Annotated in this window: 16 protein-coding genes; 9 read left to right on the top strand and 7 right to left on the bottom strand. The window is 63.6% G+C overall.

Annotated elements, in window-relative coordinates; all coding sequences use genetic code 11:
- Positions 1–14 precede the first annotated feature (14 nt).
- Entirely contained in the window at positions 15–944 is a 930-nt protein-coding gene (locus tag AC1RRT_RS13615; protein WP_493014346.1) for an L-threonylcarbamoyladenylate synthase, read from the bottom strand.
- A 99-nt stretch (positions 945–1,043) separates the two neighbouring features.
- Between AC1RRT_RS13615 and AC1RRT_RS13620 the strand changes: the two genes are divergently transcribed.
- From AC1RRT_RS13620 to AC1RRT_RS13655, 8 genes are all read left to right on the top strand, one after another.
- Positions 1,044–2,837 (top strand): acyl-CoA dehydrogenase, encoded by a 1,794-nt coding sequence (locus AC1RRT_RS13620; RefSeq protein ID WP_493014347.1) that lies wholly within the window; start codon positions 1,044–1,046, stop codon positions 2,835–2,837.
- Positions 2,838–2,974: 137 nt separating this feature from the next.
- On the top strand, positions 2,975–4,084 hold the full coding sequence (locus AC1RRT_RS13625; protein ID WP_493014348.1) for an MBL fold metallo-hydrolase: 1,110 nt from the start codon (positions 2,975–2,977) through the stop codon (positions 4,082–4,084).
- Between the two features lie 68 nt (positions 4,085–4,152).
- The gene (locus tag AC1RRT_RS13630; protein ID WP_493014349.1) at positions 4,153–4,611 is read left to right on the top strand and encodes a hypothetical protein; all 459 of its coding nucleotides are present in this window, start codon (positions 4,153–4,155) and stop codon (positions 4,609–4,611) included.
- A gap of 69 nt (positions 4,612–4,680) precedes the next feature.
- A complete protein-coding gene (locus tag AC1RRT_RS13635) occupies positions 4,681–5,523 on the top strand; it encodes an SDR family oxidoreductase (RefSeq protein WP_493014350.1) in 843 nt (280 codons plus the stop codon).
- Positions 5,524–5,812: 289 nt separating this feature from the next.
- The gene (locus AC1RRT_RS13640; RefSeq protein WP_493014351.1) at positions 5,813–6,079 is read left to right on the top strand and encodes a YMGG-like glycine zipper-containing protein; all 267 of its coding nucleotides are present in this window, start codon (positions 5,813–5,815) and stop codon (positions 6,077–6,079) included.
- Between the two features lie 157 nt (positions 6,080–6,236).
- On the top strand, positions 6,237–6,560 hold the full coding sequence (locus AC1RRT_RS13645; protein WP_492980274.1) for a BON domain-containing protein: 324 nt from the start codon (positions 6,237–6,239) through the stop codon (positions 6,558–6,560).
- Positions 6,561–6,572: 12 nt separating this feature from the next.
- Positions 6,573–6,782: a DUF3185 family protein gene (locus AC1RRT_RS13650; protein ID WP_493014352.1), complete on the top strand. Its 210-nt coding sequence runs from the start codon at positions 6,573–6,575 to the stop codon at positions 6,780–6,782.
- An 80-nt stretch (positions 6,783–6,862) separates the two neighbouring features.
- Positions 6,863–7,021, top strand: coding sequence for a DUF3309 family protein (locus AC1RRT_RS13655; protein ID WP_493014353.1), 159 nt, complete (start codon positions 6,863–6,865; stop codon positions 7,019–7,021).
- 58 nt (positions 7,022–7,079) lie between these two features.
- Here the strand turns inward: AC1RRT_RS13655 and AC1RRT_RS13660 are convergent, their stop codons facing one another.
- The 5 genes from AC1RRT_RS13660 to AC1RRT_RS13680 form a co-directional block, all read right to left on the bottom strand.
- Complete coding sequence (locus tag AC1RRT_RS13660) at positions 7,080–7,388, bottom strand: chorismate mutase (protein WP_493014354.1); 309 nt, start codon at positions 7,386–7,388, stop codon at positions 7,080–7,082.
- A gap of 146 nt (positions 7,389–7,534) precedes the next feature.
- Positions 7,535–8,194: an OmpW/AlkL family protein gene (locus AC1RRT_RS13665; RefSeq protein ID WP_493014355.1), complete on the bottom strand. Its 660-nt coding sequence runs from the start codon at positions 8,192–8,194 to the stop codon at positions 7,535–7,537.
- A gap of 175 nt (positions 8,195–8,369) precedes the next feature.
- Complete coding sequence (locus AC1RRT_RS13670) at positions 8,370–8,861, bottom strand: hypothetical protein (protein ID WP_493014356.1); 492 nt, start codon at positions 8,859–8,861, stop codon at positions 8,370–8,372.
- 100 nt (positions 8,862–8,961) lie between these two features.
- Positions 8,962–10,176 carry a 5-aminolevulinate synthase gene (gene hemA, locus AC1RRT_RS13675; protein WP_493014357.1) on the bottom strand — a complete coding sequence of 405 codons (1,215 nt, stop codon included), beginning with the start codon at positions 10,174–10,176 and terminating at the stop codon, positions 8,962–8,964.
- 203 nt (positions 10,177–10,379) lie between these two features.
- On the bottom strand, positions 10,380–11,039 hold the full coding sequence (locus AC1RRT_RS13680) for a flavin reductase family protein (protein ID WP_493014358.1): 660 nt from the start codon (positions 11,037–11,039) through the stop codon (positions 10,380–10,382).
- 132 nt (positions 11,040–11,171) lie between these two features.
- Here AC1RRT_RS13680 and AC1RRT_RS13685 point away from each other — a divergent pair, with 132 nt between their 5' ends.
- Entirely contained in the window at positions 11,172–11,681 is a 510-nt protein-coding gene (locus AC1RRT_RS13685; RefSeq protein ID WP_493014359.1) for a response regulator, read from the top strand.
- Positions 11,682–11,684: 3 nt separating this feature from the next.
- Here AC1RRT_RS13685 and AC1RRT_RS13690 read toward each other — a convergent pair whose 3' ends face one another.
- A complete protein-coding gene (locus AC1RRT_RS13690) occupies positions 11,685–12,125 on the bottom strand; it encodes a hypothetical protein (protein WP_493014360.1) in 441 nt (146 codons plus the stop codon).
- Positions 12,126–12,129: the final 4 nt, after the last annotated feature.

Below are 12,129 nucleotides of genomic sequence, written 5' to 3' on the forward strand. Positions count from 1 at the left end.
CAGCGTCCACGCCTCTACCGCCCTCTGGCGGCGCGGGCGAGGCGGTCGTTGATCGCAAGGCCGAGGCCGTGCTGTGGGATGGGCATCACGGCAATGCCCTCCAGTCCCGCGATCTGGTCCAGTGCATGCAACCCCGCATAGAGTTTGGCCGCGGCCTCATTCAGGTCGCCGGTTTCGCTCAACGCGAACACCGTGGCGTAACCGGCCGGCGGCCTGCCGAAGCTGAGCAGGCCTTCCTTGCCCTGCGGCGCGGCAGCATTCAGCCGCACCGGCAGGCGCGGCGCGTAATGCTTGAGCAGCATGCCGGGCGACTGGATTTTCGCATCCTGCGGCAGGCCCAGCTTTTCACCGAGCACGGCCTCGATCTGCTCGGCCGTCACGCCGCCGGGTCGTAGCAGCAAGGCCTCGCGGCCGGTCAGGCCGACCACGGTGGATTCCAGACCCATGGGGCAGGGGCCGCCATCCAGCACCGCGATTTCCGGGCCGAGGCTGTCGCGCACATGCTGGGCCGTGGTGGGTGAGACATGGCCAGATTTGTTCGCCGACGGTGCGGCGACCGGACGGGCGACGCGTGCCAGCAGGTCGCGCGCCAGTGGATGCGCCGGCATGCGCAGCGCCAGCGAGGGCAGGCCGGCCGAGACGCTGTCGGCGACCGGGCAGTTGGGCGTGCGCGGCAGCACCAGGGTCAGCGCGCCGGGCCAGAAGGCTTTGGCCAGCAGGCGGGCGCGGTCGTCCAGCAGAACAAGTTCGTCGAGCTGGGCGATATCGGCGACATGGCTGATCAGCGGATTGAAATCCGGCCGTCCCTTGGCGGCGAATATCTTCGCCACCGCAGACGCATTGGTGGCGTCGGCAGCCAGTCCGTAGACGGTTTCGGTGGGGATCGCGACCACCTCGCCGGCCAGCAGTCGCGCGCTAGCCTCTGAAATCGTTATGTCAACCATGGGCATAGTCTATGCGCAGGCGGCTCGGCCTTGCTAGGCATCCCGGACCATATTATCCCTGCTGTAAGAACGACAGCAGTGTGGTCAGGGAGACCCGAGATGGATTACGCCGCCCCCCTCAAGGACATGCGCTTCACGCTGCAGCAGATCGCCGGCCTGGACGAGCTGGCCACGCTGCCTGGCCTGGAGAATGCCGATGGCGAGACAGTCGCGGCCGTGCTGGAAGAGGCGGCGAAATTCGCCGCCGGCGTGCTGTCGCCGCTCAATCGCGGCGGCGACCAGCATGGCGCCAAGGTCGATAATGGCGTGGTGCGCACCGCGCCGGGTTTTGCCGATGCCTACAAGAAATTCGTGGATGGCGGCTGGAACGGCATGCCGTTTGCCGAAGACATGGGTGGCGGGGCCATGCCCTGGGCCGTCACCATGGCGGCGCAAGAGATGGTGCAGGCGGCCAATCTGTCATTCTCGCTGTGCCCTTTGCTGACGCAGGGTGCCATCGACGCGATCATCGCGCATGGCACCGATGCGCAGAAAGCGACCTATCTGCCCAAGATGGTGTCGGGCGAATGGACCGGCTCGATGAACCTGACCGAGCCGCAGGCGGGTTCGGATGTCGGCGCGTTGAAGTCCAAGGCCGTGCCGGTGGGCGACGGCACCTACAAGATCAAGGGGATGAAGATCTTCATCACCTATGGCGAACACGACATGGCCGACAACATCGTGCATCTGGTGCTGGCGCGCCTGCCGGATGCGCCGGCCGGCACCAAGGGCATCTCGCTGTTCATCGTGCCCAAGTTCATCCCCGACGCCAATGGCAAGCCGGGCAAGCGCAACGACCTGCGCGTCGTCTCGCTGGAGCACAAGCTGGGCATCCATGCCAGCCCGACCTGCGTCATGAGCTACGGCGACAATGACGACTGCGTCGGCTGGCTGCTGGGCGCCGAAAACCAGGGCATGCGCTGCATGTTCACCATGATGAACAACGCGCGCCTCTCGGTGGGCTGCCAGGGCCTGGCGATCGCCGAGCGTGCCTACCAGCAGGCGCTGGATTACGCCGAGCAGCGCAAGCAGGGTCGTCATCCCGGCATGAATGCCGAGCAGCATGTGGCGATCATCGAGCATGCCGACGTGCGCCGCACCCTGATGCTGATGCGCAGCCTGACCGAGGCCTGCCGCGGCCTGATCTACCTCAATGCCGCCGCCATCGACCGCGCGCATCACCATCCCGACGAGGCCGAACGCAAAGCCTGGAAGGCGATGGTCGAGCTGTTCACACCGCTGTCGAAATCCTGGGCCACGGATATCGGCTGTGAAGTCGCTTCGATGGGGTTGCAGCTGCATGGCGGCATGGGCTTCATCGAGGAGACCGGTGCGGCCCAGCATTATCGCGACGCCCGCATCCTGCCGATCTACGAAGGCACCAACGGCATCCAGGCCATCGACCTGGTGATGCGCAAGCTGCCGCTGAACGGCGGCGAGACGGTGAAGGCGCTGTTCGCGCAGATCGCAGGCACGGTGACCGAGCTTGCCAAGGCCGGCGAAAGCTTTGGCAGCATGCAGGCCAATCTCGATGGCGCGCTGAAGTCGCTCACCAAGGCATCCGTCTGGATGGGTGGCCAGGTGGCCAAGACCCCGGAGGCGGCGCTGGCCGGGGCCACGCCCTTCCTGCGCGCCTTCGCCACCACGGTGGGCGGGTGGCTGCTGGCGCGTCAGGCGCTGGCGGCGCAGGCCGAGATCAAGAGCGGCAGCAGCGATCCTTACTATGCCGCCAAGATCGTTTCGGCGCGGCTATTCGCGGAGCAAGTGCTGAGCAGCGTGGATGGCCTGTGCCGTGGCGCCACCGAAGGCAGTGCCGTGCTGGCCGAGGTGACACCGGAGCTGCTGCGGGCATAAGTTACTGTTAATTCATCACCGATACCGGTGTTGATCCGGGGCTGACGTAACGTCAGTGCTGGACTTCGCTTGTTTGCCGCTTACGTAAGCGGCAGACTGGGGAAAACAGCCCCCTATACCAGACCAGGACCAGCCGCGTGGCCGATAGCGCCCCTAATATCGACGGTACCGCCGTCTCCGATCAGGGCAGCCTGACCTACCCCTTTGCCGCCGTGGGCAACGGGCGTCCGGGCGATGCCGAGGTGATGGAGATGCGGCCCGGTGTGCTGTGGCTGCGCATGCCGGTGCCGATCCCGGGTCTGGATTACATCAATCTCTGGCTGATCGAGGAAACCGAGGGCTGGACCCTGGTGGATACCGGCCTGCGCTCCTCGAAGCTGCAGGCGATCTGGGAGCGGGTGGTGGAGAGCCATCTGAAGGGCAAGCCGATCACGCGCCTGCTCTGCACGCATTTCCATCCCGATCATCTGGGCCTGGCCGGCTGGCTGCATGAGCGTTTCAATGCGCCGCTGTGGATGACCTTCGGTGAGTGGAGCTTTGGCCGCATGCTGGAGCTGGAGCAGTCGCCCGAGGTGCCCGAGGATGTGATTGCCTTCTACAAGCGGCTGGGCTTCACCCAGGATCAGCTCGATGCGCTGAAGGCGCGCGGCTTTGGCAACTTCGCCAAGGCGGTGTCGCCGATCCCGCGCAGCTTCCATCGCATCGTGGAAGGCGAGCCGCTGCGGATCGGCGGCCATGACTGGCAGGTGATCGTCGGTCGCGGCCATTCGCCCGAACATGCCTGCCTCTACAGCCCGGCGCTGAATGTCCTGATCTCGGGCGACCAGATCCTGCCGCGCATCTCGCCGCATATCGGCGTGTATCCGGGCGAGCCGGAAGCCGGCCCGCTGACCCAGTATCTGGACTCACTCGACAAGTTCTCGCATCTGCCGGCCGATGTGCTGGTATTGCCCGCCCATGGCGATCCCTTCATCGGCGTGCATCTGCGCACGGCGATGCTCAAAAGGCACCATGACGTGCGGCTGGAGGCGCTGGTGACGGCGCTGGCCAATAAGCCGCATACGGTGGTCGAGACGCTGCCGCTGCTGTTCCGCCGCGATGTGAAGGACCATATGACGCTGGCGGCCGGCGAAGCCCTGGCGCATCTGCATCACCTGATGCGCAGCGGCCGCATCCAGCGCCGCGAGAATGCGGCCGGCCTGTATGAGTTCTACACGGTGGATGCCAGCGCCGAAGCGGCGCAATAGCCTTACATTCACCGCATTTCAGTGTCAGGGTTTGCTCAGCGCCCGTTCTCATTTCAAGGACATCCGGTATGAAATCCGTTTCCGTCATGGCCGTCATCATCGGCCTGGGCCTTGCCGCCTTGTCATCTCCTGTGCTGGCGCAGGCCTGCCAGCAGACGATTGACCTGAGCGCCTCGGGCGGCCCGAAGATGGTGCAGTGCCATGAGGTGACCGAGATGCCGACGTCCACGCTGGACAACATGTGCCGCCCCGTCACCAATTCACAGATGAGCGTCACGCCGCAGAAGCTGCAGAAATGCCCGGCCAACCAAGTCGGCGTCTGCACCACCACGCTGCGCACGGCCCAGGCCAATATCCGCCGCATGCAGGGCCAGGAGCCCGGCGACCTGAGCCAGATTCCGGAAAAGGCCGCGATCAGGACCTATTTCTATGAGGGCGCGGCGCCCAATATCGCCGAGCAGTGCACCCGCAGCGGCGGCACCTGGGTCGCAGCCAAGAAGACCCCGGCGAAGAAGCCCAACTCTTAAGCCGCAGCCGTCTATGCCCCTGTTCGCCATCGCGCTAGGATGGCGCAAAGAATTCAGGGGAGGGACGTCATGACCGAAGTCATCAAGACCGGGTCGCTCAAGGGCCGCCGGCTGTTCATCACCGGCGCCAGCCGCGGCATCGGCCTCGCCATCGCCCTCCGCGCGGCGAAGGACGGCGCCAGCATCGCCATCGCGGCCAAGACCACCGAACCCCACCCCAAGTTGGCCGGCACCATCTATACCGCCGCCGAGGCCATCGAGAAGGCCGGTGGTAGGGCGCTGCCGCTGGTGGTGGACGTGCGCGAGGAAGCGGTGGTCGAGGCGGCCATGGCGCAGGCGGCCGAGGCCTTCGGCGGGCTGGATATCCTGGTCAACAACGCATCGGCCATCTCGCTCACCGGCACGCTGGAAACGCCGATGAAGCGCTACGACCTGATGCACCAGATCAATATCCGCGGCACCTACATGTGCAGCCAGAAGGCACTGCCGTATCTGTTCAAGTCCGACAATCCGCATATCCTCAACCTGTCGCCGCCGCTGAACATGGAAGCGCGCTGGTTCGAGCCGCATGTGGCCTACACCATGGCCAAGTTCGGCATGAGCATGTGCGTGCTGGGCATGGCCGGGGAATTCCGCAAGAAGGGCGTTGCCGTGAATGCGCTGTGGCCGCGCACCGCCATCGACACCGATGCGATGAACGTGATCACCGGGCCGGAACTGCGCAAGAAATGCCGCAAGGTGGAGATCATGGCCGATGCGGCGCATGTGATCCTGACTAGGCCGTCGCGCGAGGCGACCGGGCAGTTCTTCATCGACGACGAGGTGCTGCGCGGCGCCGGCCTGACGCATTTCGAGCGTTATCGCTATCCGGGCACCGCCGAGACCGACCTCATCCCCGATTTCTTCGTTTAGGCACTAAGTTTCATTTTTGTCACGCAGGGTGCGCTGCATGGTGGCGCACCGATTTGGCTGATTGCCGATGCCGACTCGTGACGCCCTTTCGCAACAGGGCCCCACACTGTGAGATTTGTGGGATTAAGCGGCTTTCACCGCTTGGTCGCCGCATTTGACGCCCATATGGCACTGATCGGATGGCTCGCATCCGGTAACGGCGGAACCACACGCGTAACCAGCCGTTTATTAGGAAACGCCACGGCATGGCTCCGCTTGCGGTGCTTGTGGCGATGCCAAGGAGGCAATCATGATCAAACTCTCGAAGAACCGTCTTATGGGCGCGGCTGCGGCCGTTGCGTTGATCGCGGCCAGCGGTGCGCTGGGCGCCTGCGGTCAGTCGAAGTCTGACCGTGCCATTTCGGGCGGCGCCATCGGTGCCGGCGTGGGTGCCGTGGGTGGCGCGCTGACCGGCAATACGCTGGGCGGTGCCGTGATCGGCGGCGCGGCCGGTGCAGCCACCGGTGCACTGACCGATGAAGATCAGATCAATCTCGGTAAGCCGGCGTGGAAGTAAACGGGCCGCACCGTCACTTCTCCGCAGGCCGCCCGGTCCGTCTGATGTCGATGTCATGGCTTCGGACGGATCGGGTCTCATCCCAGGTCTGATTCTGACTGGCTGATATTTCTCCATTTCTATTAACCACCGTCTCATTGCAGAAAAGGAAGACACCATGTTGAAGCTTTCGCATTTCTCCCGCAGCCTCGCCGTCGTGATGATGCTGGGTGGCGCTGTCGCCGTCTCGGCCTGCTCCTCGACCACGAAGCAGGAATCGACCGGCGAATATGTCGATTCCGCCGCCATCACCACCAAGGTGAAGGCCAACCTGATCAATGATCCGGTGACCAAGGCCTCGCAGATCAGCGTCGAGACCTTCAAGGACACCGTGCAGCTGAGCGGCTTCGTCGATACCGCCGCCTCCAAGTCGCGCGCCGAACAGATCGCCCGCAACGTGCAGGGCGTGAAGGCGGTGAAGAACGACCTGGTTGTGAAGTAAAGGCTGCGCATCATGCCGATGGGACGTGTCCTGGGCGCCATGGCGCTTATCGCCGGCCTGATCCTGCTGGGTTTCGGACTCAATGCGTCCGATGCACCGATGGATCAGATCAGCGAGACTATCACTGGTCGCTATACTGACCGCACCATGTGGTACCTGGTCGGTGGCGGCGCCGCCGCTTTCGGTGGCCTGGTGCTGCTGCTGATGGGCCGTAAGGCCTGATCAAGAAAAACGCCGGGGCGGTCCGCTGCCCCGGCGTTCATATTTCATCCATTTGTTTTTAAGTCGTACTGGAGGTCTTCATGGGCATTGGCACCATTCTGCTTATCATCCTGATCATTCTGCTGATCGGCGCGGCGCCTACATGGCCCCACAGCAGCGGCTGGGGGTACTACCCCAGTGGCGGCATCGGCCTGGTCTTGATCATCGTGATCGTATTGCTGCTGATGGGGCGCATCTAGCCGCCCTGACAGCCTGGCCCTGACAGACGGCGCGCGGCGAAGGCTGCGCGCCGTTTTGCTATTTATGCTCCTGGGCAATGGCCTCGTGGTGCCGGATCACTTCCTTGACGATGAAGGCGAGGAATTTCTCGGCGAAATCCGGATCGAGGCGGGCGCTTTCGGCCAGCTGGCGCAGGCGTGCGATTTGCTGCGCCTCGCGGGCTGGATCGGCCGGCGGCAGTTTCTCGGTCGCTTTCAGGCGGCCGACCTGCTGGGTGCAGTTGAACCGCTCGGCCAGCAGATGGATCAGCGCGGCATCAATATTGTCGATGCTGTTGCGCAGGCGCTGCAGTTCGGGATGCACGGCGAGAGATGGAGACGGCGACATGAAGCGATCCTGCCAAGACTGAGACCGGCCCATGATGCTGCCGTGCCCGCCCGGGTCAACCCGCATCGGCGCAAAAAAGAACCCCCGCCGTGTGGCGGGGGTGGGAATCTGCCGGGTAAGGGTGGGAGCCCCGGCAGCCTCCGGTCTCAGAACTTGTAGCCCACACCGATGCCGAAGACCCAGGGGTCGAGATCGACATCCGCCTTGATCAGCGTGCCGGCATTGGTGCGCACCGTGACGTCGGTGTTCAGGAAGATCTTTTTCACATCGGCGTTGAAGTACCAGCCATTGCCGAGGCTGTAGTCCACACCGGCCTGCAGGGCGTAGCCCCAGCTGTCGTCATATTCGACGCTGCGCAGGCCCGGCCCCGTCTTCTCGTTATAGAAGACGGCATAGGTGGCGCCGGCGCCCACATAGGGGCTGAACGCCGACTTCGGCATGAAATGGTATTGCAGGGTCAGGGTCGGCGGCAGCAGCCACACATCGCCCAGATCTACGGTACCTGAACTGCTGTTGCGCACTGACATCTTGTGCTTGGTGGTCGCTGCGATCAGTTCCAGCGCAATGCTGTCAGTGAGGAAATATGAGACGTCGGCCTCGCCGGTCCAGGTATTGCTGGCATTGGCATTACCGCCAATCACGGTGACGGTCGAATCTTCATCCGGCACCACGCTGATAAGCCGGCCGCGCAGCATGATGTCGCCGGCGGTCTTGCCCTGTTGCTGGGCGGCGGCATCGGTGGCAGCCAGGCCAGCGAGAATCAGAAAGGTCGCGGTCGCTGTCGCGAGAGTTTTGCCGATAGGCATGGTCTTGTGCTCCATTGTCACTACGGCATCGCGGGAGCGAGGCCGGTTCCCATCCGGGGAGGATGTGGACGGGATGGTGACAGTCCGAAGCGCAAAGCCCGTTGATCAGGATCAAACCTGGCCGTTATGTGGCCTGCCTGCGACAACTGGGCGCAGTCTGGCCGGCGGCCGCGGCTCAGCTGGTGTAGATGTCGATTTTGTAGCGTTCGTAACCGGCGTCATCCACCATGCGGTCGACGCCGATCGTGGTGACATCCTGGCGCATGACCAGTGTGGGCAGGTGGCCCAGCAGATGGGCATAGGCTGCTTCGCCGGCAGACGGCCCGTCAAAGGCGATGCCGATGGCGATCATGCGGCAGTCGACACAATAGCCCGCCCGCATGTAATCATGCGGCGACGCCATGTCATGGAAGATGATGCCGTGGTTGCGCTCGGTCGCCGCCTGCTTGATCTGCGCCGTGGTCATGTCCTGGCCATCGATGCGATAGGGGCGGTTCTGCGCCTGGAAATACGTCAGCGCCACCATCAGGGCCGCCTTGGTCTTACCGCCGCCGGCTGGGCCGGAGACGTAGACGAATTGAGGCACGGCCAAGCGCACCGCCAATGTCTGCACATGGAGGTCGGTGAAGCCGAAGGCGGCCAGTGGGTTGTAAATTTGCTGCGTCATAGCCCTTTAGTACTGAATGGGTACTAATAGGGGTAGCGTTTATAAAGGTTTAAATCCCGTAACATCGGGGGATAGTCCGGGATAAAAACCCGCGGATCGTTCAGGCGGCCTGGCGGCGCAACCCCAGACGCTGCCAGACATCGAGCAGGGCGGTGGTCAGCGCCTGCATCATGGCGTCGGTATGAACCGGTGTCGGCGTGATGCGCAGCCGTTCAGTGCCGCGCGGCACGGTCGGGTAGTTGATCGGTTGGATATAGATGCCGTGCTCGGACAACAGCAGGTCGGACGCCGCCTTGCACAGGGCGGCATCGCCAATCATCACCGGCACAATATGACTCTGGTTGACCAGCACCGGCAGCCCGGCATTGATCAACATGCGGCGCAGTGTGGCGGCGCGTTCCTGGTGACGGGCGCGTTCGACCTGGCTGCGCTTGAGATAGCGCACGCTGGCGGCAGCGGCGGCGGCGATAGCCGGCGGCATGGCGGTGGAGAAGATGAAACCGGGCGCATAGGAACGCACGGCATCGATCATGGTGGTGCTGCCAGCGATATAGCCGCCGACGACGCCGAAGGCCTTGCCCAGGGTGCCCTGGATGATGTGGATGCGGTGCATGGCATCGTCTCGGTCGGCAATGCCGCCGCCGCGATTGCCGTACAGGCCGACCGCATGAACCTCGTCCAGATAAGTCATGGCCTTATACTTGTCGGCCAGGTCGCAGATGGCATGGATGGGCGCGATGTCGCCATCCATGGAGTAGACGCTCTCGAAGGCGATCAGCTTGGGCCGATCGGCCGGAATGCTTTCCAGCAGCTCTTCCAGATGCGCCACATCGTTATGGCGCCAGATCTTCTTCTCAACGCCGGAATGGCGGATGCCTTCGATCATGGAATTGTGGTTGTCGGCATCCGAGAGGATGACGCAGCCGGGCATCAGCTTGGCCAGCGTGGCCAGTGATGTCTGGTTGGCGATATAGCCCGACATGAAGACCAGGGCGGCCTGCTTGCCGTGCAGGTCGGCGAGCTCGTGCTCAAGCTCGACGATGGCGTGGCTGTTGCCCGAGATGTTGCGGGTACCGCCGGCGCCAGCGCCGAAGCGGGCGACGGCTTGCTGCATGGCCTCGATCACCACCGGGTTCTGGCCCATGGCGAGATAGTCGTTCGAGCACCACATGGTGATCTTGGCCGGACCGATGCCGCTATGGTTCTCGGCCACCGGGAAGCTGCCGCAGTTGCGGGCCAGTTCGGTGAACACCCGATAGCGCTTCTCGGCGCGCAATGTTTCGACCGCCTGGCCGAAGAGGGCTTCGTAATCCATGGGGCTGATGCCTGGTCGCCGGAAGGACAGCCTGCCGGCTAAATCGTTGCTGATGCCGGATATTAGCGTCTCGCCCGACCGGCTGGCTAGTGGGGCTGAAGGGGGCCGGGCGCGACGAGGGGTCGCAGGCTGTCGCAGTTCACGGTCAGTTGAGTGGCCGGATTGCGAAGCTGAGACAGATTCTCAGGCTGCCTCAGCCGGCCTTATTTGGGGCGGGTCATGCGGAACAGCGTGTCCGGCGTCGCTTCGAAGTAATCGGCCATATAGCCCGATCGCATGATCGGCCGTGCTGCAGCTGCGTCGAACAGTCCGTCACCCCGGATATAGGCCTTGTTGATATGCACGCCGACCACCTGGCCGATAATCATCCAGCCTTCCAGCTTGTTACCATCCAGGTCCTGTAATTGCTGCACCTGCACCAGTTTGCATTCCAGTGCGGTGGGGCTCTCGGCTACACGCGGGACCTTCACCTTCCGGCAAGGGGCGGGCGTCAGGCCGGCGATGGTGAATTCATCCACGTCATGCGGCACCGTGGCAGCGGTCTTGTTCATCGCTTCGGCCAGGGGCCTGGTCACCATGTTGGCTACGAATTCACCGGTCACCTCGATATTGCTGACGCTGTCTTTGTTGCTGTCACTGTTCTTCCAGCCGGCGCTGCCGAAGGCGACAATCGGCGGCTTATCGAAAAACGCGTTGAAAAAGCTGTAGGGTGCCAGATTGACGCGACCCTGCGCATCGCGCGAGGAAATCCAGCCGATCGGGCGCGGTCCGACGATAGCCTTGAAGGGATCATGCGCCAGCCCGTGTCCCAGGGCGGGATCGTAGAAATGCATGTCGGTGCCGGTAAGAGTGGTCGTGGACATTTCTGCTCCGCTGCTCTGTCGCAGGCTGGGGATTGTGCGCTATAGAGTGATGCAAAGCCGGTGCGGGGGCAATCGGCAGGCCAGAGAGAAGGCGTCAATGCTGCGTGAAGTTTACAGCCGTGTGATCATCGCATGCCGTATGACCTGAGCCGCCTGGCTCTGTTGATCGTCGAATCCGATCCCGCCGTCATCATCACCTGGCGGCGTCTGCTGACCACCCTGAAAATCCGCGATGCCCGTTTCGTGCCGGGCGTGACGCAGGCCTGGACGGTGCTGAGCGGCGCGCAGCCGGACGAGCCCGGTTTCGATGTCGTGGTGTGCCGATGGGAGCTGGCGGGCGAAGACGGCCTTAGCCTGGTGCGGCGTCTGCGGCGCGATGACGCGTCGCCCAGTCCCTTCCTGCCGGTCGTACTGGTGACGCAGACCGTCACGCGGGAACGCGTGGGACAGGCGCTGCAGGCCGGCGTGCATGAAATCCTGGTGCTGCCGCTGGCGCCCAAGGCGGTGGAGACACGCCTGCGCGAGATCGTCGAGCGACCGCGCAAGTTCATCCGTAATGATCGTTATTTCGGACCTGACCGGCGGCGGCAGTTGCGCCCCGGTTATGCCGGACCGTTCCGCCGCGCGGCGGACAAGAGCTGAGAGTTACTCGAAGGTCTTCTGGGCGGCGCCCTTCAGCGCCTCGACGATTTCCTCGCCCAGCTCGCCAGCATGACCCTGAATACGATTGTCGATCACCGTGCGCAGCGCAGCGACATGGGCGTCGATGACATCGCGGTCGACCTTGCCGTGATGGATCGCGTCCTCGGCATAGCGGCAAAGGAGTTGGCTGATATTGGTGATCAGGGGATAGCCGAAGGTGCTGCCCTGGCCCTTGATGTCATGCGAGACGCCATAAACCTCGCGCAGCGCAGGTTCGTTGCGGCCATCGGTGACGGCGGCGACGGCCACATCCAACCGTTTCAGGTCGTCGGTGACCCAGCCGATATACTGATCGGCCAGACCGGCCACAGCCGCCTGAGCGCTGGCGACGGCCGCACCAAATGCTTGATCGGACGTACTTTTCTTAGAATCGAGATCGCTCATGGCC

The sequence above is a fragment of the Ferrovibrio sp. GW821-FHT12B10 genome, from assembly GCF_058807515.1.